The sequence below is a fragment of the Campylobacter sp. BCW_6466 genome (assembly GCF_001762835.1).
In the GTDB taxonomy this organism is placed as follows: Bacteria; Campylobacterota; Campylobacteria; order Campylobacterales; family Campylobacteraceae; genus Campylobacter_D; species Campylobacter_D jejuni.
Genome location: NZ_MJXO01000045.1, coordinates 17,055 through 43,977, shown reverse-complemented (window position 1 = coordinate 43,977; position 26,923 = coordinate 17,055). Strand labels below are relative to the sequence as shown.

Below are 26,923 nucleotides of genomic sequence, written 5' to 3'. Positions count from 1 at the left end.
AATGGGCTTTGAGCACTTAGATACAATTTATTATTTCATACTTTTTTTTGTAGCTCTTTTTGCTGGTTTTATAGATTCTATTGTAGGTGGAGGAGGGCTTATTACTCTACCAGCACTCATAGCCTGTGGAATTCCTGCGCATTTATCCTTAGCAACAAACAAACTCCAAAGCGTCTTTGGTTCTTTTACGGCTACTTTAACTTATTTTAAATCCACCACTCTACCTCATCTTGCTTGGGGTGTTTTTTTTACAGCCTTAGGAGCAGCTATAGGAAGTTATAGTGTTCTTTTTGTAAAAGATGAGCAATTAAAGCTTATTATCTTAATCTTTTTAACTCTTACTTTCTTATATACAGCCTTACGTCCTAACTTAGGCAAACACGAAAGTGAACCTAAAATAAAAAATATCAAAATTTTTCATTTAATTTGTGGCTTAACTTTAGGATTTTATGATGGATTTTTAGGGCCTGGAACGGGTTCATTTTGGATTTTTGCTTGTGTGATGCTACTAGGTTTTAATATGAAAAAAGCAAGCATTAATACTAAAATTTTAAATTTTACAAGCAATATTATTGCCCTTGCTATATTTTTATGGCAATACGAACTTTTATGGGCTGTAGGCTTGCTTATGGGTGTAGGACAAGTTTTAGGAGCTTATTTAGGCTCAAAACTTGTATTAAAAACTAATGGAAAGTTTATAAAAACTTTATTTTTAATCGTTGTAGGAGCTACTATCATTAAAGTAGCTTGGGATTATTTTAGTTAAAATTGACCCCTGAGCTAAGCTCCCACATAGGTAAGAATATACCTAAAGCCAAAAACAAAACTAAAAGCGCTACAAATAAAGTCATCATTGGTTCTAAAAAAACCAAAAATCTATCCATCAAATTTTCGCTTTTTTGTTGATAATATTTGGCAATTTCTTCACTTAATACTTCAAGTCTTCCACTTTTCATCGCAACACTAAGCATAGAAAATACCAAAGAATCAAAAATATCAATCTTTTTAAAAACCTGACTTAACTCAAGACCAGAATCTATAAAACTAAAAAGTTTTTTATACTGAAAAATTAAAAATTTATTTTCAAGCCCTATAATAGCTAAATCAAAAGCTTTAGATATTGAAATTCCATTTTTTAAAAGTAAAGAAAAAGCCATAAAAAAATAATAATTTTGATTATAAATAATCAAACGAGAAATCAAAGGTATTTTTAAAAATAAAAAATCGCAAGAAAAAGCAAAAGAATGAAAATTTTTATAAGCTAAAATAAGCATAACAATAAAAATAACAAACAAAAATATGCAAAAAATTCCATAGTCATCTAAAAAATTATAAATTTCTAACATTACATGCGTGATAAAAGGTAAACTCGCGCCTAAATTTTCAAATAAATCTTTAAAATTAGGCACTACAAAAAGCATTAAAAACAAAAATGCTCCGATAATACTTAAAAAAACCAAAGTAGGATATCTAAAAGCCTTTTTTAATTGTTTTTGAGTCTCTAAGCTTTTTTCTCGAAGTTTAGAAATTTGACTAAACACTTCACTGATTTTTCCTGTCTTTTCAGCCGTTTTAATCAAAGCTAGCTCCGCACGATTTAATCCAAAATTAGCATTTTCAAAAGCTTGATTTAAATTTTGGGCTAAAATTAAATTGTCTAATATTTTTTTCATAATCTTGCAAGAATGCATAAGATATAATTCTCTAATCGCTTCTTGAACACTTAATCCAACTTCACACAACAAAGCCAGCTCTTTAAAAAAGAGTATGAAATTTTCATCTTTTAATCTCTGAAAATTAGATTTTTGAATTTCTTTTATATCAATGATTTTCCAATTCTTTGATAAGGCTTTTGCTTGTGCTGTATTTAAATTTTCAGCTTTTATAGTTTTTGTATAATTTTGATTGTTTTTAAGAAATTCTACTTCATAAAATTTCATCTTACAACCCTTAAAAGCTCATCTATACTTGTAAGACCTTCTTTGGCTTTTTTTAAACCTTGTTCAAACATAGTTTGAAAACCATATTTTTTTGCAAGCTCCATTAAAATCGTTTTATCTTGATTTTCCCTAATTGCACAAGCTAAATCTTCATTGATCTCTAAGCACTCAGCGATTAATTCTCTGCCAAAAAATCCACTATGATGACAACGCTCACATCCTTTTGGTTCAAAAAATTCACCTTCAAATTCAATATAATGTTTTTTGCTTTTTTGCTTACACCAAGGACAAAGTTTTCTAACCAAACGCTGTGCTATAACAAGACTCAAAGCCGATGCTATCAAGTAACTTTTTGCTTGCATATCCAAAAGCCTATCAATGGTACTAAGAGCATCATTAGTATGCAAGGTGCTTAAAAGCAAATGACCTGTTAAAGAAGCTTTAAGTGCAATATCTAAACTTTCTTCATCGCGAATTTCTCCTATCATGATAATATCAGGATCTTGCCTTAAAATTGCTCTTAAAATACTATTAAACTCGACTCCAACTTTTGAATTAAGCAAAATTTGCTGCACTAAAGGAATTTTATACTCTATAGGATCTTCTGCGGAAATAATCTTTTTTTCAATACTTTTCAACTCGTTTAAACACGCGTATAAAGTTGTGCTTTTACCACTACCTGTAGGGCCGGTTAATAAAATCATTCCATTGGGACGATGTAAAATCTTTTTTAAAATTTCTAAATTTTTATCTCCAAGATTTAGTTTATACAAATCCAAAATTTCTTTATCATGTTTTAAAATTCTTATAACAACACTTTCGCCATAAATCAAAGGCAAACATGAAACACGAAAATCATATCTTTCATTTTCAAAATCTAATTCAAAACTTCCATCTTGTGTTTTTCTTGATTCAGCTAAATTCAAACAAGCTAAAAATTTGACATGAAAAACCAAAGCTTCATAAACATCCTTCTCAAAAATAGCAAATTCACGCAAAATTCCATCAACCCTAAACCTAATCAAAGCGTCATCGTTCCTTGCTTCTATATGAATATCACTCGCATGAAAAGATAAAATTTCATGTAATAAAAAATCAAAAATTTGACTGATGCAACTTTGATCATCTCTTTTTTGATTTTCTTGCCATTCAAGTCTAAGCTTAATGCTTAATCTTTTAATCTCCTCTTGAATGCGAATTTGATTTAAAATTTTAGCTATCTTTAATTCATCGGCAATTGCAGTGTCGATTTTTTCACAAATCATAAAAGTCTTAACTTGCTCTAAAAGCTCTAAAGAACAAGGTTTGGATCTAATAATCATAAAGCCGTCATTATTTTTAATAAGCAGAAATTTAAATTTTAAAAGTAAAGAAAAAGGTATACCTTCATAAATAAAATCATTATCTTCATCTAAATCAACAAAATGTAAATTACAAAAATTTGCTAATTTTTTAAAAAAATCCCAAGAAGTGATATTAAATTTAGTGCAAATTTCATCAAGACTTATTTCATTATCAATATAAGCTTGAAAAATTTTATCCATTCTACTTTCCATCTAATTCCATTAAACCATAATAATTTATATAAGCATCTAAAGCACTTTGAGCTTCTTTTTCTTCACCTAAAGCTCTTTTAGCCTGAGCAAAAATCAGCCAAGAATCTTGTTTTTGCTTGTCAAGTTCATTGGCTTTTAAAGCCCAAAATATTGTCTTTTGATAAGCTTTAATATCAAAATACTTCTTAGCTAAATTTAATGCCTTTTCATAGCTTGGATTTTGATAAAAAGATTTTTTTAAATCAGAAATATTTAAAATTTTAGAATCAATTTCTATCTTACTAATGTGTGTATTTTCCCGCACCGCTTTAACTTCTTCTAGTTCTTTATATAACTTTTCCCTAGAAATCTTATTTTTTTCTTGTAAAATTTGCGCTTGAAGAATCTTTTGCTCTAAATGCTTTTTATGTTCAATAGCTTGCAAATAAATATTTTTTTGCTTATTATATTTTTGCATTAGCACAAAAAAACAAAATGCTATCACTAAGATTAAAACAATTAAAAATAAATATTTTAAATATTTTTTAAGTAAAAAATATTTATACCTAAGCTCAAGTTCTTTAATTCTTTCTTGCATACCTTACCTTAATAAGCCATTCTCTAAAGCACTAAGCTTTAAAATATACTCTTGACTTTTGTTTGTATCAAAAAAACTATTTATCTCATAAAAACTTTTTAAAGTTTTATCAATATATCTTAAATTTCCTTGAGAAATTTTTTGTAAAAACTTAAGACATTTATTTGAAAAATTCATTCCGAATTTCAATTTAATATAATCATCAAGCTCTAAAAGACTAATATTTTTCAATTCAAAACAAGCACTTAAACGACTTTTAAAATGCTCTTTTTTAAGTATATTTAACTTTTTATGAGAACTTAAAACAAAACTTATAGAATCACTATAAATCCTAATGCTTTCTAGCATTGCATAATCATACATTCCTACTTCATCAAGAATGATTAAACTCTGACCTTGTGAAATCAAAAACTCAATTTTTTCTTTTAAGAAACTCTGATCTTTAAAATTTTCATTAATAAAATCAACATTATATTTTTTTGCCAATCTTTGCAACAATACACTTTTACCGCTACCACTTTTTCCCCATAAAAAAATAAAAGCTTTTTGGCTTTCTAAAATTTGATTGATTTGATGAAAAATTTCTTCTCTAAATGGAATAATTTTACTCATAATGCTTAAATCCTAGATCTTTAAGACTTGGAGCGTTTACACTATCTACTATACTTGGAGTGATAATAAAAACAATTTCGGTTGCTTTAGAATTTAAAACTTCTCCTTTAAACAAAGAACCTAGAATTGGAATTTGTGATAGAAAATTGATAGAATTTTTCTCATTAGATTTATCGTGAGAAATCAATCCACCTAAAATTAAAGTTTGATTATTCTCTACTTGCACAACACTAGAAAGCTTTTTTTGTATGGTATCAGGAGCAATAGTTCTTGGTTCTTTTTGTCGTTTATTATCTTCTGGATACTTAAAATCACTTAAGCTTGGATTAATTCTAAGCATTATTTTTCCATCATCAGAAATTTCAGGCAAGATATTGAGTAAAATGCCTATAAAAATAGAATAATTATTATAACTTTCACTAACAGTAGTCCCATTTTCAGTACCTTTAGAACTTTCTTTGACTTGATAATTTATAGTATCGCCTACAGAAATAATGGCTTGTTGGTTGTTTAAAGCCATAAGCTTTGGATTAGAAAGCACGCTAGTTTTTCCATTTTGAGAAAGAAAGTTAATAATAGAATCAAAATTTAAATTCGCCCTTAAACCCAAATTCTTAACAAAACCTTGCCCATTTTGAAACTGAATAAAAGAATTTTCATTATTTACTTGCGAATTTAAACCTATATTAAAATTTTGCCAATTAATCCCACTAGAATGGCTTTCATTTAAACTCACAGCAAGTATGCTAACATCGATAATAACTTGTTTTTTAAGACGATTTTCTAGTTTTTGCAAATAATTTTTCACACTTTTTAACTGAGAATTTGTTCCAGTTACTATAATAAGACCTGCATTGGGATTTATGATGGGAGTTTTAGCCTCATAATCTTCATGAGAATTTTTTAATAATACAATAATCTCTTTTTCTATATTTTGCCAAAAATCAAATTTTTCCATACTTTTAATCATATTGTCTTCTGCATCATCAAAACTACCGCTATATTCACTTTGCCTTGGTTTAGCGTCTACAGACGCTTTAGTTATGCTTTGTCCTTCTCTGATAGAAGTGATATAACTTATCTTAAAAATCTTCGTATTAATACCTGAAATTCTTAAAATTTTACCATCAAAATCATAGCTAAGATCATGCTCTTTGATAAAAAAATTAAAAATTTCGTCTAAACTCATTTGATGAATATTGACAGAATTTTGCAATGTTTCTAATTTTTCTTTGGCAATTTTATCTTTAACAATAATACTAAAAGAACAATATTTTGCAAGCTCATCAAGACTTTCTTGTATGCTTAATTTTTCATTAATACTGATATCAAAAAGACGCTTTTGACAATCTAAAGCATAAAGATAATGGCAAAAAAGAATGTTAATTAATATTAATCTTATCATTTTTATTTATTTGGATTGCAATTTCTAAATTATCATATTGGAATTTAATCTCTTTAGTATTTATTTCATGTATTATAGCATCATCAATCATATCACCTTTTTTATACCATCGATCATAAATTTTTACTTTATCAAGCATAATTGCAGTAATTTTAATATGTCTTAATTTTTCAAAAGTAGGATTCACAAATGGGTTTTGAAGAGTATTAAAATTTATGCGATTTTCTTTATCTATAAGTTTAAAATACTCTTCAAAATTATCTTGTGCAAACAAAGTGCTAAAACACAATGTAGCACTAAAAATATATTTTATCAGCTTTCAACCTCATTACTATAATCAGCCATAGCGATACGCTTAAGCTGTCTATAGCGACGTTGAGCGTCTTTTTTATTGCGTTCAAAAAGCTCAGCAGCATGTTCAGGATTTGCTTTTTTAAGTGAATTATAACGCACTTCATTCATCAAAAATTGCTCATATAAATCCCAATCAGGCTCTTTTCCTGTTAGAGTTAAAGGATTTTTTCCTTGTTCTTCTAAACGAGGATCAAAGGTATAAAGTGGCCAATAGCCACACTTTGTAGCAAGCTCACCTTGCTCTCCTGAGTAGCCCAGCCCACCTTTAATACCATGAGCTATACAAGGAGAATAACAAATCACCAAAGATGGTCCATCATAGGCCTCAGCTGCAGTGATAGCTTTGATAAGATGAGTATAATTTGCCGTTGAATTTACTTGTGCTACAAAAATATAACCATAAGTCATAGCAATTTGACCTAGATCTTTTTTCTGTATAGGTTTGCCTGCTGCTGCAAACTGTGCTACAGCTCCTGTTCTAGAAGATTTTGAACTTTGACCGCCTGTATTAGAATAAACTTCTGTATCAAGCACTAAAATATTTACATTTTCTCCACTTGCTAAAACATGATCAAGTCCGCCATAGCCTATATCATAAGCCCAACCATCACCACCAAAAATCCAGTGAGATTTTTTACTTAAATACTGTTTAAGCTCTAATATATCTTGTACGGCTTTAATATTTTTATTTTGCTCTAAAATAGGGATCATTTTATCTTTAATTTCCACAGACATAGCACCATTGTCTTTATTTGCAATCCAATCTTTAAAAAGGGCTGATAAAGCATTTGGAACTTCTTGCATACTTTCATTCATGATATATTCAATGCGGTGTCTTGTATTTTCAGTTGCAATTTTCATACCCAAACCAAACTCAGCATTGTCTTCAAAAAGTGAATTTCCCCAAGCAGGACCGTGTCCATTTTTCACACTTTTTCTATAAGGAGTTGATGGAGCTGAACCCCCATAAATAGAACTACAACCTGTCGCATTAGCCACAATCATTCTTTCACCGAACAATCTTGTAATTAAAGTAATATAAGGAGTTTCTCCACATCCAGGACAAGCTCCATGGAATTCAAATAAAGGTTGGGCAAATTGTGCTCCTTTTGTAGTTTCTTTATTTAAAATATCATCTTTGTATGTGATTTCTTTAAATAAATAATCCGCATTTTCTTGCTCACCAAAATCCATCTCTTCTTGAAGTGGCACCATAACCAAAGATTTTTCTTTAGTAGGACACTCATGAACACAAAGCTCACAGCCTGTACAATCAAGTGGAGAAACTTGAATTTTAAAGCTTAATTTTTCTCCTTTGGTTCCTTTAGCTTCTAAAGCATGATCTTTTACACCGCGAGGTGCATTTGCCATTTCTTCATCATTAATCAAAAATGGCCTGATAACAGCATGCGGACAAACTGAAGCACATTGATTACATTGAATACAATTTGCCTCTATCCATCTTGGTACCATAACCCCAACACCGCGTTTTTCGTATTCGGTTGTGCCGTGTTCAAAACTTCCATCTTCATAACCTAAAAAGGCTGAAACAGGCAAATCATCACCCTTAGCCGCATTCATAGGTTTTACGATTTTTTCAACAAATTCAGTACCTTTATAGGCATTAGTTTGTTCTTTTTCTTTAAGCTCTAAATTTTTCCAATTTGGATCCACTTCAACTTTTACAAGTCCATCAGCACCCACATCAATAGCCTTGTAATTCATTTCTACAATAGCATCGCCTTTTTTACTATAAGATTTATACGCAAGCTCTTTCATGTATTTTTGTGCGTCTTCATAAGGAATGATTTTTGCAAGTTTGAAAAAGGCTGATTGCATAATGGTATTTGTACGATTTCCCAAACCTATATCACGAGCTAGTTTGGTTGCATTGATGATATAAAAATTTACTTCTTTTTCAGCTAAAGTTTTCTTTACTGCATCTGGAAGTTGTCTTATGGTTTCTTCAGCATTCCAAATACTATTTAAAAGGAAAGTTCCTCCTTTGCGAATTCCTGCTAAAACATCATAAATTTCCAAATAAGCCGCTACCGAACAAGCGATAAAATGCGGAGTTGAAACAAGATAAGTTGAACGGATAGGTTTTTTAGAAAATCTTAAATGGCTTCTTGTATAACCCCCTGATTTTTTAGAATCATAAGCAAAATAAGCTTGAGCGTAAAAATCTGTTTTATCCCCGATGATTTTAATCGAGTTTTTATTTGCGCCCACAGTTCCATCAGCACCAAGTCCGTAAAATAAACATTCGATCGTACTTTCATCTCCAAGTGAAATTTTCTCTCCAGTACTCAGTGAAGTATGAGTTACATCATCAACTATACCTACAGTAAAGCCATCTTTTGGATTATCAAGTTTAAGATTTTCAAATACTGCTATCATTTGAGCAGGATCAACATCCTTTGAAGAAAGTCCGTATCTTCCACCCACTATAACAGGAGCATTTTCTCTTCCATAGAAAGCTGATTTTACATCAAGATAAAGTGGCTCCCCAAGACTTCCTGGTTCTTTGGTTCTATCTAAAACTGCGATTTTTTTCACTGATTTTGGCATAACATCAAAGAAATATTTTAAGCTAAATGGGCGATAAAGATAAACTTTTAAAATCCCTACCTTTTCACCCTTAGCATTAAGATAGTCTACCACTTCTTCAAGTGCTTGAGTCACAGAACCCATAGCAACAATCACACGCTCTGGCTCTTTATGTCCATAATAAGTAAATGGTTTGTATTCTCTACCTGTGATTTTTGAAATTTCTTGCATATATTCATTAACAACATCAGGCAAAGCATCATAAAAACGGTTACTTACTTCTCTAGTTTGAAAATAAATATCATCATTTTGTGCTGTTCCGCGTGTTTTTGGATTTTCTGGATTTAAAGCATTATTTCTAAATTCAAGCAAAGCTTCTCTATCTAATAATCTATCAAAATGTGCATAATCCATTACTTCAACTTTTTGAATTTCATGGCTTGTTCTAAAACCATCAAAAAAATGCAAAAATGGCACTCTTCCCTTAATTGCAGCTAAATGTGCTATACCAGCTAAGTCCATGGTTTCTTGCACGGAATGCGAACAAAGCATAGCAAAACCAATTTGTCTTGCCGCATAAATATCTTGATGATCACCAAAGATAGACAAAGCTTGAGCAGCCAAAGAACGCGCTGCTACATGGATTACACAGGGGAGTAATTGACCTGCTATTTTATACATATTTGGAATTTTAAGGAGTAATCCTTGAGAAGCTGTATAAGTTGTAGTCAAAGCCCCAGCCTGTAAAGATCCATGCACACTACCTGCAGCACCTGCTTCACTTTGCATTTCTACGATTTTTACAGGAACTCCAAAAAGATTTTTTTTACCTGCAGCTGCCCACATATCGGTGTAATCAGCCATAGGAGAACTAGGTGTAATAGGATAAATTCCAGCAACTTCAGTAAAAGCATACGCAGCGTATGCAGCAGCCTCATTTCCGTCCATAGTTTTCATAATTTTACCCATTGAGACCTTCCTTTATATTGATAATTTTTATAATTTTTTAGCTATCAATTTACTATAAATTCTCTTAAAAGGCGTTTAACGAAAACTTGAAATTAGTTTAATCTAGCTATATAATTAACAGCCTCATATGCATTTAAAAATACCATAGAATGAGCTTTTAATTCATTTTCATTGCCATAGCCACAAGTTAAGGCCAAAGGAGTGATATTAGCAGAAATTGCAGCTTGAATATCTAGTATTGTATCGCCTATCATATAGGCATTTTCTTGAGTTTTATTAAGTCTTTTTAAGGCTAAAATTATAGGTTCAGAACTTGGCTTTGGATTTATGACATCTTCAAGTGTAATTAAAGTTTTAAAGAATTTTTTAACTCCCAAATAATCAAGTAAAATCGGAGTAAATTTACCTCCTTTTGTTGTAACTATACCAAGATCTGCAATTTCGCTTCCAAGTTCTAATGCTTCTTTTGCTTTAGGCAAAAGAGTGGTTTGTTCTAAATAAATTTGTGCATAAATTTCACGATAAGCTAATACAAATTCTTTACTTAAATTTACTTTATCTGGATAAAGCATTCTAAACATTTGCTCTAAAGGATAACCTATGAGATTTTTGATTTCTTCATTATTTTTAGAAGTTAATCCAAGGGCTTTAAAAGCTCCTTGGAAAGAATTTAAAATAGCATCAGTAGAATCAATTAAAGTGCCATCTAAATCAAATAAAATAGTTTTATTCATTATCTTAAAATAAATTTAGCATCCACTCTTCTATTATCCGCTCTACCTTCTTTAGTGTCATTGCTTGAGCGAGGATTATCTTGACCATAACCTACTGTTTTGATGCGACTTTTTTCTACACCATATTTTTCAAGTTCATTAGCAACACTTTTAGCACGTCTTTCAGAAAGCTTTTGATTATAAGCTCTTGAACCGATATTATCTGTATGTCCTTCAAGAATAGTATCATATCTTTCATTTTCATCTAAAACTTTTGCAATTTCTTTGATTTTTTCTTGAAAAGTTGGATTTATAGTAGTTTTATCAAAACCAAAATGACCTTCCAAAGAAATAGTTTTTTCGCAACCATTTTCATCTAACAAAGCACCTTCTCTTGGTTCTACAGGACATTTTGCTTGTGGAGCTGGACGAGTATCAGCAACTTCTTCTACAGCTTTTTCCTTTTTGCCACCAAAACCAAAACTAATACCTAAAGTTGAAACCCAATTATGGTTTGCATGATTAAAATTAATTTGATCTCTAGTTTCAAGTTTTAAAGCCAAAGAATCGCTAAGACGGAATTTTACACCCGCGCCATAATGTCCAAATCCACCGCTTTTATTATCATAAGCAGCATTTGAAAAATCCTCATATCCTCCACCTGCTAAACCATAGAAATAAAATTTCTCACCTACATCAATACCTTTAATAGCACTCAAATAAGTTCTTGTAATATCTGTAGTTTTATTTGTATTTGTATATTTAACATCAGAATAATGCTCTAACCCAAATTCTAATTGATCAAGCCAAAAATCGTCAAAATGATAACCAAGTCTAATCCCTGGTGCATAACGATTATCCATATCTAAATTACCCTCAAAGTAATTATAGTTTAAAGTTGGAGTGATTTCAAATTTTACATTGTTATCAGCACCAAATAAAACACTTGCCAAACCTAAACATAAGAATATTTTTTTCATAGAAAAAACCTTTCATTGTGTTATAAAATAAAAATTTAAATTTCGCAATTATAACATAAATGATAGAAAAAAGGATGAGTTTTATAAAAAATTGTAGAAAGGTGGGAAAATCCCACCAAAAATATTAACGTTTAGAGAATTGTGGGCTTCTTCTTGCTTTGCGGCGTCCATATTTTTTACGCTCAACAGTTCTACTATCTCTAGTAAGAAGTCCTTTAGGTTTTAATAAGGCTCTAAAATCAGCATCCATAGCTGCTAAAGCTCTTGAAATTCCATGTCTTAAAGCTTCAGCTTGAGCACTATAGCCCCCGCCTAAAGTAGTTGCTTTAATATCCATTGAAGTTTCTTGTTTAGTCACAAGTAAAGGTTGAACCACTTTAAGCTTAATCGCCTCGTGTCCACCAAGCCAAGTGTTTAAATCAACACCATTAACACTAATTTTACCACTACCTGGTTTTACCCATACCTTTGCGATAGCAGTTTTTCTCTTACCTGTTGCGTATGTTGTTGCCATGATTATTTTCCTTCTTTAGCAATTTGCGCAGTGTGTGGGTGCTCACTACCCGCATAGATTTTTAATTTTTTAAGCATAGCTCTGCCCAAATTTGTTTTAGGAAGCATACCTCTAACTGCTAATTTATATAATTTTGCAGGATTTTTTTCAAGTAAATCACCAAATTTTTCGCTTTTTACACTTCCAAAATATCCTGAATGTCTATGATAAAGCTTATCTTCTGCTTTATTAGCACCTGTAAATACAGCTTTTGAAGCATTGATGATAATTACATAATCACCACAATCAACATTTGGAGTAAAGCAAGGCTTGTTTTTACCTCTCAAAATTGTTGCTACTTCAGTTAAAAGACGACCAAAGCGTTTGCCTTCTGCGTCTAAAACAATCCATTCTCGTTTTACTTCGTTTGGCTTTGTTATCTTTGTCATAATTTTTACCTTTGCCAAAAATTTAAAATGTGATTGTATAAAAAATAATATTAATTTTTACTTAATTTAAGTAAAAATAAAGTTTATATTTCCAAAATTTGAATTTCATTTTCCAAACAATAAACTATAAAAGCACGCACTTTATCTTTTTTCAAAATTTCACTAATGGCGATCTTATAAGTTCTTACCTGCTCTTTATGTTTATCTTGCATAGCAAGACCTGTTTTATAATCAATTATGAAAGCTTCTTCATCTTTTAAGGCAAGCAAGTCTAATTGTTTAATTTCTCCATTAAAACTCAAAGCTTGTTCTTTTAAAAGCTTTCCATCACCAATCAAATTTTGAAATTGAATATTTTTAAGTAAAATTTCAATTCTTTTAAAAAGCTTTTCAAAATCACTCTCATCTAAAAAATGTCTAAATTTACTCTTGCATCTTTGAGTAAGTATTTGAAAATTTTCACCCTTAGGGAGTTTTAAATTTTGCATAAAAAAGTGAAAAGCATTTCCAAAATATAGCTCTTTACTATCAAGCTTTTCTTCACTTTGAACTTCTTGTGGGCTAATTTTTTCAAATTTTTGTAAAGCTTGAATACTTTCTTTTTTAACACTTAAAATTTGCTCTTTGCTTTCTAAAAAACCTCTCTCTTGAGAATGTATATTTAAAAATCCCCCCTTAAAATAACTTGGATAATTTCCATTTACACTTTCTTCGTTTCTTTTTATGATAATCAAACTTTCCTTAGCTCTTGTAAAAGCCACATAAAGTTTATTAATATCATCTTCATAATTTGCTCTTGTAATATTTTCTTTAAAAAGGGTATAAATAGGCTCTTTAGTAAGCTCTCGAATTTTATCCTTAATATGGAGTTGCCAACCTTGATTGATATCATATTCAAGCATGATATCTTCATTGTTTGAATTGTTTTTAGATAAACTATCTAGCAAAATCACATGATCAAATTCCAAACCCTTAGATTTATGCACACTCATAATACTAATACCCATATTTTGTTCGCTTACTATTTTCAAAGTACAAGGCTCAAATAAAAGCTTTAAAAAATTTTCCTTAGTTTTAGCATATTCGATAAATTGCATTAAAGCGATATCATTTAAATCAAGTTTTAATTCTTCTATTAAAAAAAGTATATTTTCCATAGCATTTTTTGAAAAATCAAGGGTGATTTTTCTCGGCTCAAAACCTAAAAGTTCTTTTAAAAATACCAAGTAAAACTCATCACCAAAAATACAATATTTAGCATATTCCAAAACAAGTCTTACGCTTGCTTTATTTTCAAGTAAAACATTGCTTTGAGTAAACGCAGGAATTTTTTGCTCTCTTAAAAAATCCAAAACCATATCTGCATCGCTATTTTTCCAACACAAAATACAAATATCATCATAAGAAATATTTTTAGATCTTAAAAAATTAATTTGCTCAAATAAAGTTTCTAAAGTCTTTTCCTTGATTTCTTGGGCTTGGTTTTTAACCTTTTGTTCTTTAGATTCCACAATACGCACAAAACCACCTTTTTTACTTTCTAAGGCAAATTGCTCTTTATAATCTTTGATTTTTTCTTTAAAAGTTTCATTAACAAAATCAACCAAAAGCTCTTTAGAGCGATAATTGGTATTTAAACTATCACTTTTAATTTGACTAAATTCTTGTTTTAACAAATCAAATAATTCTTTTTTTCCTTTACGAAAGCGATAAATACTTTGTTTTTTATCTCCTACGTAAAAAAAAGTGCGATTTTTCTTAACTCCTTCTCCTGAAACAAGCTCAGCGATCAAAGGGCGTAAAATTTGATATTGAATCACGCTTGTATCTTGAAATTCATCAATAAGCAAATGCGAAATAAAACCATCTAAACGAAAATAAATCATATCCTTAAATTCACTGGTTATTAGCTCATAAACTTTTTTACTCACATCTTGGAAATTTAAGGTATTTTTATCTTTATGAAATATATTTTTAGCTTCACTATAATGATTTAAAAGATTCATTAAATTAGCAATTTTATAATTTTCAAGCTCTATGGCATAGGTATTTAAAGCATTTATAAGCTCCATTCTCTTTGCGCTAAAATGCAAGTTAGTGCTTTCTAAATCTTGTAAATATTTTGTACTTTCAAATTTTGTCATAAAGCTTGATTGCATAAACACGGATAAATCTAAAACTTCGCTTTTAAAATTGTCACACAAATTTTTATAATTTTTTACATGAGTAAGACCCAAACAATAACTTCTTAACTCACTATAGGCTTTATTGATATAAGCTTTAGATGGATTTGGAATTTTAGGAAGATTTTGAAAATAAGCATTCTCATAAAATTTTTCAAGCTCGTTAAAAAAATTTTCTTTCTCATCAACTAAATTAATATAATAAGCCAAATCTTTTAATTCATCTTTTTTAAGAAGTTTTAAAAAAATCTCTCTTACATCAAGCCTCTCTTCACTCATTGTAAAATCACTACTTAAGCCCAAATTTAAAGCAAAAACACGCAAAATTTTTCCGAAAAAAGCATCAAAAGTGCTGATTTTTAACTCTGTTCTTAAAAATTCTTCTTTTTTAGCATCTCTTAAAGAAATAAGCTCTTCTTTATCTTTACCTAAAAGCTTGCAAAGTTCATTGCATTCACTGGTTTTATTTTCTTTTTCTAAATTTAAAAAAGCCTCAATAATTCTTTTTTGCATTTCATTAGCAGCTTTTTTGGTAAAAGTTAAAGCTAAAATTTCATTAATCCTAACCCCTTTTAAAATAAGTGCTATAAAACGCACACTCAAGGCAAAGGTTTTTCCGCTTCCCGCACTCGCTTCTAATGCCAAAAAAGGCTCAAATTGACTCATTTTAATTCCTTTTTATAAATGAGTTTATAAGGACAATGCTCATCTTGTTCATTTTCAAACTCTATTTCTTCCTTGCTCATAAGAACTAAGTCTTTAAGTCTTTCTCTTAGCTCATCTAAACTTTTAGCTTTTTGGTGCAATATTTGCATACTATTTAAATCATAAAAACCCACGCTTGCATTTTCATCATATAAAGCTTGGTAAAAAGCAAGTTGATAAGAATTACTTGGTACTTTTCCACTTTTATAATCAATGATCAAATTACCTTCTTTTGAACTATCGATACGATCTATAGTGCCCTTAAGTTTTATACTATCTGCTCCGAGCTTTAAAATATTATTTAACTCAAGCTCTGTATGTGCGACATAAAAGCCTTTTGAAAAATGCTCTTTTTCGTTTTTAGCAAATTGTATAAATTTTAATTTAAATACTTCAAGATCAAGTTCACTGATATTGTATTTTTGATATTCTTTATTCAATAAATTTGCAAAAACTTTTATATCAAAATCATTATTTGCATAATTTTTATAATAAATTTCAAGCATTTTATGGATGAAATTTCCTTGATTTTTCGCTTTACTTTCCTCGCTTAAAACCCTAGGTTCTGCTAAATTTAAAATATAACGATAATAATAAGTTCTTTTTTGATTTTCCAATAAATTAAAACGACTAAAAGAAAGCGGAAACTCGAAAGGATTATGCTTTAAAATAGGAGCTTTTATAGGAGTTAGATTAGGTTTTACGCCTTCATAGTCTAATTTTAAAGCATTAAGATAAGCTTTTTGGTGGATATGAGTTTCATAAAAAAAGTCAAAATCAAGTTCATCTAAAAAACGTGATTTGCTTTTTTCTTCATTTTCCACAAAGCAAATACTTACTTCTAAAGCATTCTTCATCAAGCTTTCATAATAAAATCTTTGTAAATTTTCTCTTCTATCATAGCTAATCAATCCCGCTTTTTTACGCACTTCATTGTTTAAAAAAAGTTCATTAACACTTCTTTTGGGAATAAATTCTTCATTAAAATCAACCAAAATCACCCCATCAAAACAAAGCCCACGACTTTCTAAAAGTCCCATTACCGTAACCTTACCTCCACCTACATCACTAAGGGAAAGTTGTGAAATTTGCATGAAAAAAAGATGGATCAACTCTTTAAGAGTTAAAGACTGATTTTTCAATAAATCTTTAATAAAATAAAGTTCTTTTCGTATCAAATCAATAAGCTTTTGCTTTTCATTTTCTAAAAACAAAGCAAGTAATTTTTCAAAATATTCAAAATCACATTTCTCATCAAAATACTTTTTAAACTCTATAAAATCGATCTTTAAAGAATGTAAAAGCGTATTGTGATAATCAAAAATCATCTGCGTGTCTTCAAAATAATCCTCTTGATTTTTATAGACAAAAGAAGCACTACTAGCACTTTCATAAAGTGCTTGAAATTTTTGATAAAATAAACTCTCTTTAATACTAATTCCACTTGCAAAATTAAGCATATTGTCTTTATCAAAAAGTCTTAAAAACTCACAAAAACTTTCATCTGGAGTTATAACTACAATATTTTCAGACTTTAAACCTTTGCGTACAAAATGTGAAATTTCATCCATAACAAAAGCGCATTGTAAAGCCCTTAATTCAAAAGATTTGAGTTTAATTTTTGAATTTTTTGTTTTAAAAATTTCTTCTTTTAAAATCTCTTGTTTTGAAAGATTGATTTCATAATGAGTGTTTATTTTTAAATCAAATGTTTTTAAAAAATCAAGTTTTAAAAGATATTCGAGATTAAATTTACTTGTTTTAAAACTTAAAACCACTTCTTTAATCTGAGAAATTTCACTTAATAAATTTTCTTCAAATTTACTCAAAAAACCTTGCAAATCATAAACTATAGCTTCATACTCATCTAAAAAATCTTTATTAAGAGTGTAATTTTTAGGCAAAGAAAGATCATCATAAAAAGAATTCTTTTCAAGCAAAACAAGATAATTTTTATATACCTCATCTAAAATTTCCAAATGTTCATTATAGGTGGCATAATAATCATTATTTTTAAGATCTTCTATGCTTTTTTTTTCTAAACTAAGTTCTTTGAAAAAGGAAAAAAGATATTCGTTATTTTTCAAAAAAGCAAAAAATTCTACCGAAATTCCTAGTTTTTTTTCTAAATCCTTACTTTTTAGACAAGCTTCTTGCATTAAAAGTAAGCTTTCATAAGAACTTGCCTTATGAAAATTACTCAAACAAACTTTATCTAAAAATTCACCTATATGAATAGCACTATCTAATAAGGCATTTTGCTGTTTTTTGTGGTTATAATACTCTCTAATTTGTCTTGAAGAACTAAAAATTCTTAATTTCATTGAGCATTTAATTCGTAGCTAAAAAAACCCACTGTTTCTTGATTTGCATAAAACTTTAGCTTAAGCTCCCATCTACCTTTATCTAGTTTAGGTAAAGCGATACTTAAAATTCCATTTTTAACTTGTCCTTCTAACTTTTGATCAAAATTTTTAGTGAATGGTCTTGTAAGAAGAACTTGAACTTTTAAATCATCAGAATTTATATTTTGCAATGCAGAAATTTTAAAATTTGCAACATAGGAATTTTGATCCACTTCATAACTAGGAATTTTTCTTTTACCTATAAAAGTGATTTTATCATTTTGAAAATTTACTTTAAAAAATTTATCAAAATTTACTTGTTGTTTTTGTATTTGATTGTAATTATTTTCAACATTTTGATAAGAGTCAAAATAAAAATCATCCTCATATACAGGATGGTGACTTGCTATAAAAATCGTTACAATACAAGCAATAATTATAGCCAAAAGTGAAAGCAAAATACCATAAGGCCAAAAACTTCTTTTAGTTTCTAACATTTTTTTTCCTCTTTATTCTTCTTTGTGCATAGTATAACAATGCAAAGCAAATAAATCCATAGATAAGTATTCTTAAGATATTGATAGTATCACGATTTGCATTACCTATAGAATGTTCTAATTGTAATCCCAAGGATTTTGCCACACGATCTACAATATCTGCATAACCATTAAGTATAGCAGCATTATAAATATCACCTTTATTTGTAGCTAATATCGGCAAAATAGATCCTGTTCCAGGATAAGGACTAAGCACGGCTTCTTTATCAATCAAAGCTAAAGCACCTTTTGAGCCCACTATATCAACTTTGTGAGAATTTTTTGACAAAAGAAGCAATATATAAGATTGAGGAAGTTCTTTTTGTTTATTTAATAAAGTTTCAATTTCAGTTTCATCACCAACCATAACGCCGATAAAAATATTACTTTTTTGGTAAAGCTCTTTTCCTATAAGATTAATCTCATTACTTACTTTTTGACTTAAAATATTTTCATTAAAAAGTACAGCATCAAGAGCAAAAACCCTAGAAGGCAATAAAACAAAGAAGAAGATGGCTAAAAAAAAGCCATCTTGTAATATTTTTTTCATCCTATATGAAGATGATTTACAGTTAAAACCGACCAAGCGGTGATTGCAGCAGCAACAACTAAACCAATAACAATTAAATATTCCAAAGCCTTACTCATTGTGCTTCCTTTATACTTCTATGATCTTGTTCTTTTGAACCAAACATCTTTACACTTTGTGCATCTTTAAGACTATATGGCTTTTGCATCACTTCTTGCTGAGCTTTAAGACCCCAAATAGTTAAAACTACTAAGATAGCAAGTAATAAAACCGTAGCAATTAACATACCTGTAACACCTGAAAGAGAAAACACGCATCTATTATTATTTTCCATCATTCACCCCTTGAAAGAGAAATTACATACTCGCCAACAGCTTCTTTTTGAATATTATTAAGTGTTGGAAAACTCGGCATTGTTCCTATAAAACCAGCCTTACCACTATGTAAAACATCTACTACAAAAGCTGCAGAACCGTATTTTGTAAGATCTGGGAACATTCCATCTTGACCTTTTCCATCTTCTCCATGGCATGCTGCACAAGTTGCATAAGCTTCTTTACCTTTTGCTACTAAATTTTCATTTGCAGTTTTCTTAATAGCTGAAAGATCTTTTGCTACATAAGCAGCAATAGCAGGGATATCTTCTTCTGCCACACCTAAATCAGCAGCACCAAGCATTTCTCCACCTGGAAAATTCATACCTTTTGAACCATGTTTAATTACATTGATTATACCTTCTTCACTACCCCAAATATTTAAATTTTGAGCTTTACCATTGATACCATCGCCTGTAATTCCATGACAAGCTGAACACTGAACTAAAAAGATATTTTGACCCATTGCTATTTTATCTTCAGGAGATAAATTTTTAAATTTTTCTTCAAATTTTGTATTATGAGTTGCTACTTCTTCATTGTATTGACCTATACTTGAAAAAGAATTTAAAGGATATCCCCATAGAAAATACCAAATAGCCCAAACAATAGTCAGGAAAAATACCACAGCCCAACCAGTAGGAACAGCATTTTTATACTCTCCTATTCCATCCCAACTATGTTCACTAAGCTCTGACTCGCTTTTTTTTTCTTTCATCTGCTTAAACATTCTACTCACAATAACTAGTGTGATTAAAATGATAAGAATAGCTCCAATTAAAGATAAGAGATTAACATTATCTTCTAAATTTAACCATTGCATTAAGCACTCCTTTTACTTTCTAATACACTATCATCAATATCATCTTTTAAGGCAAGGTTTGCATAATTTTCATAATTTCTCTCACCTTTTTTTTCTGTTCTATATAAATGATACCAATACGCATATAATACTATTGACAAAAACATCACGAGTGCAAAAAAACCATAACCTTGGAAAATCTCCCACTCATGTTTTTGAACTGTTGCTAAATCAAATGTGATTAAATTTTTAATCACATCAAAAACTATTGATAAATGTTCCATCATCTTACTTTAAGCTATTTAAATAAGCGATCAAAGCAACTATTTCTTTGATTTCACCTTTAGCAAAAGCATCTTTTACTTCTTGATTTTTCATTTGATCAACTATAGCCTGAGCTTCAGCTTTTACTTCAGCTTGCGCATCCTCCCAAGAACCAAGTTTTGTTCCATTTTCTGTATCATAAGGAACATTGAAAACTTTTTTCACGGTTAAAGCCTCAGCATAAGCAGTTTCAATATCTGCATTATTTTTAAACATATGCTTATATGAAGGCATAATAGAATCTGGAACAACAGAAGTAGGATCCCACATATGATTTTCATGCCAATCAGCTGTTCTATAATTTCCTACACGAGCAAGATCAGGTCCTGTTCTTTTTGAACCCCAAAGAAAAGGTCTATCATAAGCAAATTCACCACTTACAGAATACATACCATAACGATCTGTTTCTGATTTAAATGGACGAATAAGCTGTGAATGACAAGCATTACAACTATCTTTAATATATACTGCACGCCCTGCAAGTTGTAAAACCGTATAAGGTTTTTTACCTTCAATTGGTCTTGCATTTTCTGCAAAATTTGGTAAAACTTCAACTATGCCTGCATAAGCAATCACTACAAAAACAGCTACAGCAAAAAAGAATGGATTTTTTTCTAACCAACTAAACATATTTTCTCCTTTTTATGCTGCCATAGGCGAAGCGCTTTTTGGTTCTTTATCAAGCACTCTTCCACAAGCAATTGTTTTGTAAATATTATAAGTAAACATAAAGAAACCAATAAGATACAACAATCCACCAATCGCTCTAATCCAATAATAAGGAACAATAGCCACAACAGTATCAATAAAGCTATAAAGCAAGTTACCATACTCATCTGTCGCTCTCCACATCATACCTTGAGTAATACCCGCAATCCACATTGAAGCAAAATAAAGAACTATACCTGTGGTTTGGATCCAAAATTGAGCTTCCATTAAAGATTTGCTATAAAGCTCTCTTTTGAAAACTCTAGGAGTCATATGATAAAGCGCAGCCATAGTCATAAATCCTACCCAACCTAATGTTCCATCATGAACATGTCCTGGAATCCAATCTGTAAAGTGTGCTAAAGCATTAACAGACTTAATTGAAAGAATTGGCCCTTCAAGTGTTGAGAACATATAGAAAGTTGATGCCAAAATCATAAATTTAATCAATGGACTCTCGCGAAGCTGGCTCCACTCACCTTTCATAGTAAGTAAGATATTAATCGCTGAACCCCAAGAAGGTAAAATCAATACTATAGAGAAAACCGAACCCATAGTTTGCATCCAATCAGGTACAGTTGAATAAATCAAATGGTGACCACCTGCCCAAAGATAAACAAACATTAAGCCCCAAAATGCAAATAAAGAGAGTTTATAAGAGAAAATCGGCTGACCACTTTCTTTTGGCAAGAAGTAATAAATTTGAGCAATAATACCCACAGTAAATACAAATGCCACAGCATTATGTCCATACCACCATTGTACTAAAGCATCATTTGTTCCTGCATACATTGATACACTATGCCACCATTTACCCATTCCAGTAACAAAATAAGTTGGTACTTCCATGTTATTAAAAAGATAAAGCATAGCTATACCTAAAAATGTAGCTATATAATACCATAAAGAAATATAAAGAGTTTTTTCACGGCGAATTCCAATAAGTCCAAAAATACTTACACCCCATAAAACCCAAACAAGAACAACAAGAATATCTAAAGGCCACTCAAGCTCTGCATATTCTTTAGATGTAGTCACACCCATAAACAAAGATATAACAGCTAAAACCATAGTAAGCATATAAAGCCAAAAATGAAGCTTACCAACAGCCATTAAAAATCTTGACTCAGCCATACTTACCTTAAGAACACGCTGACCTATATAATACCAAGTTGCCCAAATCCCTGAAAGCATAAAACCAAAAATCACACCTGAAGTATGAAGTGGTCTAAGTCTTGAAAAAGTAGCATATTCTCCTGCTAAATAATTTAAGTTAGGATATGCCATTTGAAAAGCTATAAGAGTTCCTATAGCCATACCAACAATGCCAAACAATACGGTTGTAAACATAAAATATCTTGCAACCGTATAGTCGTAATTTAATACATTACCTGGATGCATCGACTTTCTCCTTAAAATTTTTGATAATAAGAGAATATTATAGAATATTAATTATACATTTTTTCTTAAAAATGATAATTTTGTTAATCATTTGTTATGCTTTATATTTTAATGCTAAATCAGTCTTATTTATTGATATTTATCTTATAACCTAAACTTGGCACATTTTTTATAAAATCTTCACCCACTTTATCTCTTACTCTTTTAATAAAAGTTCTAACAGCAGTATCACTCACATGTTCACCTATCCAAACATTTTTCTTTATATCTTCATGCAAAACCAAAGCCCCAGGTTGCTTTAAAAGCAAAGAAATAAAAGCTAATTCTTTTTTAGTTAAAACAATTTCTTCACCATTGTAAATCAAAGTTCTTTTAGTTTTGTTAAATTGATATTCTTCAGAAATTTTTACAAGCATATTTGCTTCAATTTTTTCGCCTATCAGATAATCTAAAACTTTAAACAACTCTTCTATATCAACAGGTTTGATCAAATATTTATCTATACCAATATCAATAGAACGCAAAAGTCTCTCTTTCTCTGAATACGCACTAAGAACAACAATTGGGACATCATCTGAAATTTCCTTAATCTCTCTTGCCATATCAAGCCCATCCATAATAGGCATAGCAATATCTGTGATAACTAAATCCGGCTTAAATTTTTTAAATTTTTTAAGCCCCTCATCTCCATTTTGAGCTCCGATTACTTTACTAAAGCGTTCGCTTAATACATTAATCAATGATTCTCTAGTCTTAATTTCATCTTCAACTACTAATATTATCAATTCTTTACATTCTTGTGACATTTCTACTCTACCCTCTCTTTTAGTTTTAAAAATACCTCAAAACAAGCCCCATCTTTTCCATTCTTAACTTTTATTTTTCCTTGGAAACTTTCAATAATTTGTCTACTTATATAAAGTCCTACTCCTATACCCTGACTGGGATGTTTTGTTGTAAAATAAGGTTGAAAAATTTTATCTAAATTTTCTTTATCAATCCCACCAGCATTATCTTTTATTGTAATTTTCAGATAGTTTTTTCCAAATTTTGAAAAATTTATTGTTATGATTTTCCTTTTTTTGTTTTTAAATGCCTCTATTGAATTTAAAATCAAATTAAGAAAAACTCTTATTAAACCATTCTCATACGCTAAAACTTCATAATCACTTTTCGAAACAATATTAATATTTACATGATTTTTTTCTATAGTTTCAAAAGCAATTTCTAAGGCTTTATTTAAAGTCTCTTTTATAAATACACACTGCTCTACTCCTTTGTTAAACAAAGTTCTAAACACATCAATTGTTTCTGACATATTTTTAATCATATCTTTTGATTGTGAATAAATTTCAGCAAATCCTTTTTCATCTTTAAGATTTTGCTTCATTTGAAACATGGCAATACCAAGCTCATTTAACGGTTGTCTCCATTGATGTGCTATATCACTAATCATTTGTTCTAATGAAGATTTCAAAATCTCTTCATATGCTATTTTAATATCTTTTTCATTTTTTTCCAAGGCAATTTTCATTTTTTTCTCAAATTTTTTACCTAACTGTATAAATTCTTGTTGGTGATTTTTAACTGTATTTTCAAGATTAATACTTAATTCTCTTAATTTAGCGTGATTTAGAGCAAGCTCTTCATTAAGCTTAAAAGAATTACTGACATCATGAGAAAGTGCTACTATTTCTATTAATTCATTATTTTTATCCAATATGGGGATTAACAAAGTTTCAAGATAGAAGGTTTTGCCTAATTTATCAATATTTTTAAAAATAACCTGATAAGGCTTTTTATATGAAAGATCTTTTAAAAGCTTCTCAACATAACATTCATCAACATCTGGATGTTTAAATATTGAATGTTTTTTTCCTATAAGCTCTTTTTTGCTATATCCACTTATTTGACAAAGCTTATCACTGACAAAAATTAAATTTCCTTGCACATCAGCTCTTGAAAAAATTGTATTTTTTTCCAGAGCTTTAAAAAACTGATCTTTAAAAAAATCTTTCATTGAAAAGCCTTAAAACCTATATAGGCAAGATTTATACCGTAACAAACAATAATGCCATACGATAAATAATTAAACAAATTTTTCAAAAAATCACTAAAAAATTGTGAAATTTTAGAAAAAAATAACATCGCAGGTAAAGTTGATATTCCAAAAATCATCATTACCAAAATACCTTCAAAAATATTTTGCTTACTTATTGCATTGGCTATAAAAAAATACACCAATCCACAAGGAACAAAACCATTTGAAAATCCTAAAAATATAGCTGATTTTAATCCTTTAAAATTTTTAGATTTTTTAATAATTTTCTTTACAAAACTATCAAAAAAAACATTATTTTCAATAAAAGATAACATATTGCCTCTAAAAATAAGAGCAAAACCCAAAATCATCATAAATATACCAAGAATAAAAAATGACAAACTTTGAACCTTAGCATTGATTGCCAAGATATTCCCAAAAGTCCCAAAAATTATCCCTAAAACAATATAAGCAAAAATTCTAAACAAATGATAAATAAAAGTTAATAAAAATAAATTATTGCTTTTTGAATTTAAATTTATAAAAAGTAAATTAAAACCACCACACATAGAATAGCAGTGTCCAAAACTAGATAAAAAAGCAACGCTGATAATAGCTAAAAAATCTATACTCACATCAAATTCATAAATTCTTTAAAAATGTACTTACTTTCATGAGGACCTGAAGAACTTTCCGGGTGATGTTGCACTGAAATAATAGGATAGTCTTTATATCTTACTCCTTCAACATTATCGCCAAATAAATTTCTATGAGTGATATGAGCCACTTGAGCTAATTCTTCTGGAACATTATAATTATGATTTTGTGCGGTAATTTCTACCGTTTTTGTATCAAGATTGATCACAGGATGATTTGCTCCATGTTGTCCAAATTTCATTTTATAAGTTTCATATCCAAAAGCATTACTTAAAAGCTGGTGACCTAAGCAAATTCCAAGCATAGGAATTTTAGCTTCTGCAAGTTTTTTAATCTCTGCAATCTCTTGTTTTAAAATCCTTGGCTCACCTGGACCATTAGAAAGAAACACGCCTTGAATTTCACCTTTTTTATACAGAGTAATCAACTCATCTGCTTTAACATTATATGGATAAACTTCTACTTCAAAACCTACTTCTACAAGTTCATTTAGGATATTTGTTTTAACACCATAGTCTATAACAGCAACTTTTTTCTCACTTCTTTTAGCATCATTAAATTTTTGAAAACTAGCGTTCCAAACACCTTGTTTATGAGAATAATTTTTCTTAGTGCTAACTTCTTTTACAAAATTTACTTCATCAATTTTTGCTGATTTTTCTAAGGCGATTTTTAAATCTTCTTTATTTGAAATTTCAGTTGAAATTACAGCTCTTAAATTGCCATTATTTCTTATCATTTTTACTAGATATCTCGTATCAAGTTCATAAATTCCTATTTTTCCATGTTTTTCAAGATAATCTTGCAGACTTTCTTTAGCGCGAAAATTTGAAAAACTAGAACTTAATTCACGCATTAAAACACCGCTTGCAAAAATTTCCTTACTTTCATTATCATTTTCATTGGTTCCCACTATACCAATTTCTGGCATGGAAAATACGATAAATTGCCCTGCATAAGAAGGATCTGAAATAATTTCTTGATATCCTGTTAAAGAAGTGTTAAATACAAGCTCTCCAAAAAAAGTACCGCTCTTTCCAAAAGCCTTAGCACTTAAAAAAATATCATTTTCTAAATAAATATAAGCCTTCATTAAAACATACCTTTTTTTCTAAGCTCTTCTTGATAGAGTTTTTCAAAGATAAGATCGTATTCTTCACTACCTGGAATAGGTTTTGTTTTATAATTGCTAATTTTCTCATAAACCTCATCTTCAAGTTTTTCATAAATTTTAAGATAAGACTCTATGCTTGAAAAGATTAAATTTTTAACTCTATTTTCGCTCACTATAAAATTAATATAATCATTCTCTACAAGTTCTTCTAAAATTTGATGCGCTAGATGATTATGTCTATCTTCAGAATCTAAAATCACATTAAATTCGGGAGCTAACTTTTTCTTCACAAGCCAAAACATATTTTTACGATCTACTTGCATAAGTTCCATTTCATCTTCTTGTTGCTCTAAAAGTTCTTTTACTCTTTCATCTAATTTTCTTTCATTTAGAATATCTTTCTCTAAAACTTCTATTATACATACCTTAAGCTTTTCTAATTGATCTTTAATTTCTACAAAAGAAGAATTAGCTATATCTAACATCATTTTATTTGCGATATAAGGAATATGTGGTAATTTTATACGCATCTTGAAAACCTTTTATTTAATAATGTTTGAAATAATAGCTTATTTTTGGTAAAAGAATGTTAAAAATGAAAAATTT

Annotated in this window: 27 protein-coding genes; 1 reads left to right on the top strand and 26 read right to left on the bottom strand. The window is 29.6% G+C overall.

Annotation, left to right across the window (positions count from 1 at the left end):
* Position 1: 1 nt before the first annotated feature.
* Entirely contained in the window at positions 2-766 is a 765-nt protein-coding gene (locus AJ887_RS05255; RefSeq protein WP_061210475.1) for a TSUP family transporter, read from the top strand.
* On the opposite strand, the gene AJ887_RS05250 is transcribed toward AJ887_RS05255, so the two are convergent.
* From AJ887_RS05250 to AJ887_RS05125, 26 genes are all read right to left on the bottom strand, one after another.
* The gene (locus AJ887_RS05250; RefSeq protein ID WP_070239583.1) at positions 759-1,940 is read right to left on the bottom strand and encodes a type II secretion system F family protein; all 1,182 of its coding nucleotides are present in this window, start codon (positions 1,938-1,940) and stop codon (positions 759-761) included. The two genes, AJ887_RS05255 and AJ887_RS05250, sit on opposite strands and share 8 nt — an antisense overlap.
* Complete coding sequence (locus AJ887_RS05245) at positions 1,937-3,496, bottom strand: GspE/PulE family protein (RefSeq protein ID WP_032588785.1); 1,560 nt, start codon at positions 3,494-3,496, stop codon at positions 1,937-1,939. Before AJ887_RS05245 ends, AJ887_RS05250 begins: the two co-directional genes overlap by 4 nt.
* Positions 3,486-4,073 (bottom strand): hypothetical protein, encoded by a 588-nt coding sequence (locus AJ887_RS05240; RefSeq protein ID WP_002921278.1) that lies wholly within the window; start codon positions 4,071-4,073, stop codon positions 3,486-3,488. Before AJ887_RS05240 ends, AJ887_RS05245 begins: the two co-directional genes overlap by 11 nt.
* A 3-nt stretch (positions 4,074-4,076) precedes the next feature.
* Complete coding sequence (locus AJ887_RS05235) at positions 4,077-4,685, bottom strand: ATP-binding protein (protein WP_002921280.1); 609 nt, start codon at positions 4,683-4,685, stop codon at positions 4,077-4,079.
* Positions 4,678-6,090, bottom strand: a complete 1,413-nt coding sequence (gene mshL, locus AJ887_RS05230) for a pilus (MSHA type) biogenesis protein MshL (protein ID WP_070239582.1) — start codon at positions 6,088-6,090, stop codon at positions 4,678-4,680. Before mshL ends, AJ887_RS05235 begins: the two co-directional genes overlap by 8 nt.
* A complete protein-coding gene (locus tag AJ887_RS05225; protein ID WP_002862131.1) occupies positions 6,068-6,379 on the bottom strand; it encodes a hypothetical protein in 312 nt (103 codons plus the stop codon). Before AJ887_RS05225 ends, mshL begins: the two co-directional genes overlap by 23 nt.
* 23 nt (positions 6,380-6,402) lie before the next feature.
* A complete protein-coding gene (nifJ, locus tag AJ887_RS05220; RefSeq protein WP_002862132.1) occupies positions 6,403-9,963 on the bottom strand; it encodes a pyruvate:ferredoxin (flavodoxin) oxidoreductase in 3,561 nt (1,186 codons plus the stop codon).
* A gap of 92 nt (positions 9,964-10,055) precedes the next feature.
* Positions 10,056-10,697, bottom strand: coding sequence for an HAD family hydrolase (locus AJ887_RS05215; protein WP_002887739.1), 642 nt, complete (start codon positions 10,695-10,697; stop codon positions 10,056-10,058).
* Entirely contained in the window at positions 10,697-11,656 is a 960-nt protein-coding gene (gene cadF, locus AJ887_RS05210) for a fibronectin-binding outer membrane protein CadF (RefSeq protein ID WP_002862134.1), read from the bottom strand. The genes AJ887_RS05215 and cadF overlap by 1 nt, the downstream gene beginning before the upstream one ends.
* Before the next feature lie 124 nt (positions 11,657-11,780).
* Positions 11,781-12,170 (bottom strand): 30S ribosomal protein S9, encoded by a 390-nt coding sequence (gene rpsI / locus AJ887_RS05205; protein WP_002851459.1) that lies wholly within the window; start codon positions 12,168-12,170, stop codon positions 11,781-11,783.
* Positions 12,171-12,172: 2 nt separating this feature from the next.
* Positions 12,173-12,598: a 50S ribosomal protein L13 gene (rplM, locus tag AJ887_RS05200; protein WP_002779321.1), complete on the bottom strand. Its 426-nt coding sequence runs from the start codon at positions 12,596-12,598 to the stop codon at positions 12,173-12,175.
* A gap of 83 nt (positions 12,599-12,681) precedes the next feature.
* Complete coding sequence (locus AJ887_RS05195) at positions 12,682-15,447, bottom strand: RecB-like helicase (protein ID WP_070284919.1); 2,766 nt, start codon at positions 15,445-15,447, stop codon at positions 12,682-12,684.
* On the bottom strand, positions 15,444-17,810 hold the full coding sequence (locus AJ887_RS05190; protein ID WP_070284917.1) for a PD-(D/E)XK nuclease family protein: 2,367 nt from the start codon (positions 17,808-17,810) through the stop codon (positions 15,444-15,446). Before AJ887_RS05190 ends, AJ887_RS05195 begins: the two co-directional genes overlap by 4 nt.
* The gene (locus AJ887_RS05185) at positions 17,807-18,328 is read right to left on the bottom strand and encodes a FixH family protein (RefSeq protein ID WP_002862138.1); all 522 of its coding nucleotides are present in this window, start codon (positions 18,326-18,328) and stop codon (positions 17,807-17,809) included. Before AJ887_RS05185 ends, AJ887_RS05190 begins: the two co-directional genes overlap by 4 nt.
* The gene (locus tag AJ887_RS05180) at positions 18,315-18,917 is read right to left on the bottom strand and encodes a hypothetical protein (RefSeq protein ID WP_002862139.1); all 603 of its coding nucleotides are present in this window, start codon (positions 18,915-18,917) and stop codon (positions 18,315-18,317) included. Before AJ887_RS05180 ends, AJ887_RS05185 begins: the two co-directional genes overlap by 14 nt.
* The gene (locus tag AJ887_RS05175) at positions 18,914-19,015 is read right to left on the bottom strand and encodes a hypothetical protein (protein WP_002858872.1); all 102 of its coding nucleotides are present in this window, start codon (positions 19,013-19,015) and stop codon (positions 18,914-18,916) included. The genes AJ887_RS05180 and AJ887_RS05175 overlap by 4 nt, the downstream gene beginning before the upstream one ends.
* Entirely contained in the window at positions 19,012-19,233 is a 222-nt protein-coding gene (locus AJ887_RS05170; RefSeq protein ID WP_072223679.1) for a DUF4006 family protein, read from the bottom strand. Before AJ887_RS05170 ends, AJ887_RS05175 begins: the two co-directional genes overlap by 4 nt.
* Positions 19,230-20,093 (bottom strand): cbb3-type cytochrome c oxidase N-terminal domain-containing protein, encoded by an 864-nt coding sequence (locus tag AJ887_RS05165; RefSeq protein ID WP_002862141.1) that lies wholly within the window; start codon positions 20,091-20,093, stop codon positions 19,230-19,232. The genes AJ887_RS05170 and AJ887_RS05165 overlap by 4 nt, the downstream gene beginning before the upstream one ends.
* A complete protein-coding gene (locus AJ887_RS05160; protein ID WP_002851307.1) occupies positions 20,093-20,356 on the bottom strand; it encodes a cytochrome c oxidase, cbb3-type, CcoQ subunit in 264 nt (87 codons plus the stop codon). Before AJ887_RS05160 ends, AJ887_RS05165 begins: the two co-directional genes overlap by 1 nt.
* Before the next feature lie 4 nt (positions 20,357-20,360).
* Positions 20,361-21,026 (bottom strand): cytochrome-c oxidase, cbb3-type subunit II, encoded by a 666-nt coding sequence (gene ccoO, locus AJ887_RS05155; RefSeq protein ID WP_002855439.1) that lies wholly within the window; start codon positions 21,024-21,026, stop codon positions 20,361-20,363.
* A 12-nt stretch (positions 21,027-21,038) separates the two neighbouring features.
* A complete protein-coding gene (ccoN, locus tag AJ887_RS05150) occupies positions 21,039-22,505 on the bottom strand; it encodes a cytochrome-c oxidase, cbb3-type subunit I (protein ID WP_002862142.1) in 1,467 nt (488 codons plus the stop codon).
* A gap of 125 nt (positions 22,506-22,630) precedes the next feature.
* On the bottom strand, positions 22,631-23,311 hold the full coding sequence (gene bumR / locus AJ887_RS05145) for a butyrate response regulator transcription factor BumR (RefSeq protein WP_002862143.1): 681 nt from the start codon (positions 23,309-23,311) through the stop codon (positions 22,631-22,633).
* A 2-nt stretch (positions 23,312-23,313) separates the two neighbouring features.
* Entirely contained in the window at positions 23,314-24,525 is a 1,212-nt protein-coding gene (gene bumS, locus AJ887_RS05140) for a butyrate sensor histidiine kinase-like phosphatase BumS (protein WP_002862144.1), read from the bottom strand.
* On the bottom strand, positions 24,522-25,181 hold the full coding sequence (locus tag AJ887_RS05135) for a sulfite exporter TauE/SafE family protein (RefSeq protein WP_002870873.1): 660 nt from the start codon (positions 25,179-25,181) through the stop codon (positions 24,522-24,524). Before AJ887_RS05135 ends, bumS begins: the two co-directional genes overlap by 4 nt.
* A complete protein-coding gene (gene carA, locus AJ887_RS05130) occupies positions 25,178-26,296 on the bottom strand; it encodes a glutamine-hydrolyzing carbamoyl-phosphate synthase small subunit (protein WP_002851156.1) in 1,119 nt (372 codons plus the stop codon). Before carA ends, AJ887_RS05135 begins: the two co-directional genes overlap by 4 nt.
* Positions 26,296-26,847, bottom strand: coding sequence for a DUF507 family protein (locus tag AJ887_RS05125; RefSeq protein WP_002851269.1), 552 nt, complete (start codon positions 26,845-26,847; stop codon positions 26,296-26,298). Before AJ887_RS05125 ends, carA begins: the two co-directional genes overlap by 1 nt.
* Positions 26,848-26,923: the final 76 nt, after the last annotated feature.

Coding starts and splice junctions, on each gene's coding strand:
- AJ887_RS05255 (WP_061210475.1), top strand. CDS start 2: ATGGGCTTTGAGCACTTAGATACAATTTATTATTTCATACTTTTTTTT.
- AJ887_RS05250 (WP_070239583.1), bottom strand. CDS start 1,940: ATGAAATTTTATGAAGTAGAATTTCTTAAAAACAATCAAAATTATACA.
- AJ887_RS05245 (WP_032588785.1), bottom strand. CDS start 3,496: ATGGAAAGTAGAATGGATAAAATTTTTCAAGCTTATATTGATAATGAA.
- AJ887_RS05240 (WP_002921278.1), bottom strand. CDS start 4,073: ATGCAAGAAAGAATTAAAGAACTTGAGCTTAGGTATAAATATTTTTTA.
- AJ887_RS05235 (WP_002921280.1), bottom strand. CDS start 4,685: ATGAGTAAAATTATTCCATTTAGAGAAGAAATTTTTCATCAAATCAAT.
- mshL (WP_070239582.1), bottom strand. CDS start 6,090: ATGATAAGATTAATATTAATTAACATTCTTTTTTGCCATTATCTTTAT.
- nifJ (WP_002862132.1), bottom strand. CDS start 9,963: ATGGGTAAAATTATGAAAACTATGGACGGAAATGAGGCTGCTGCATAC.
- AJ887_RS05215 (WP_002887739.1), bottom strand. CDS start 10,697: ATGAATAAAACTATTTTATTTGATTTAGATGGCACTTTAATTGATTCT.
- cadF (WP_002862134.1), bottom strand. CDS start 11,656: ATGAAAAAAATATTCTTATGTTTAGGTTTGGCAAGTGTTTTATTTGGT.
- rpsI (WP_002851459.1), bottom strand. CDS start 12,170: ATGGCAACAACATACGCAACAGGTAAGAGAAAAACTGCTATCGCAAAG.
- rplM (WP_002779321.1), bottom strand. CDS start 12,598: ATGACAAAGATAACAAAGCCAAACGAAGTAAAACGAGAATGGATTGTT.
- AJ887_RS05195 (WP_070284919.1), bottom strand. CDS start 15,447: ATGAGTCAATTTGAGCCTTTTTTGGCATTAGAAGCGAGTGCGGGAAGC.
- AJ887_RS05190 (WP_070284917.1), bottom strand. CDS start 17,810: ATGAAATTAAGAATTTTTAGTTCTTCAAGACAAATTAGAGAGTATTAT.
- AJ887_RS05185 (WP_002862138.1), bottom strand. CDS start 18,328: ATGTTAGAAACTAAAAGAAGTTTTTGGCCTTATGGTATTTTGCTTTCA.
- AJ887_RS05180 (WP_002862139.1), bottom strand. CDS start 18,917: ATGAAAAAAATATTACAAGATGGCTTTTTTTTAGCCATCTTCTTCTTT.
- AJ887_RS05175 (WP_002858872.1), bottom strand. CDS start 19,015: ATGAGTAAGGCTTTGGAATATTTAATTGTTATTGGTTTAGTTGTTGCT.
- AJ887_RS05170 (WP_072223679.1), bottom strand. CDS start 19,233: ATGATGGAAAATAATAATAGATGCGTGTTTTCTCTTTCAGGTGTTACA.
- AJ887_RS05165 (WP_002862141.1), bottom strand. CDS start 20,093: ATGCAATGGTTAAATTTAGAAGATAATGTTAATCTCTTATCTTTAATT.
- AJ887_RS05160 (WP_002851307.1), bottom strand. CDS start 20,356: ATGGAACATTTATCAATAGTTTTTGATGTGATTAAAAATTTAATCACA.
- ccoO (WP_002855439.1), bottom strand. CDS start 21,026: ATGTTTAGTTGGTTAGAAAAAAATCCATTCTTTTTTGCTGTAGCTGTT.
- ccoN (WP_002862142.1), bottom strand. CDS start 22,505: ATGCATCCAGGTAATGTATTAAATTACGACTATACGGTTGCAAGATAT.
- bumR (WP_002862143.1), bottom strand. CDS start 23,311: ATGTCACAAGAATGTAAAGAATTGATAATATTAGTAGTTGAAGATGAA.
- bumS (WP_002862144.1), bottom strand. CDS start 24,525: ATGAAAGATTTTTTTAAAGATCAGTTTTTTAAAGCTCTGGAAAAAAAT.
- carA (WP_002851156.1), bottom strand. CDS start 26,296: ATGAAGGCTTATATTTATTTAGAAAATGATATTTTTTTAAGTGCTAAG.
- AJ887_RS05125 (WP_002851269.1), bottom strand. CDS start 26,847: ATGCGTATAAAATTACCACATATTCCTTATATCGCAAATAAAATGATG.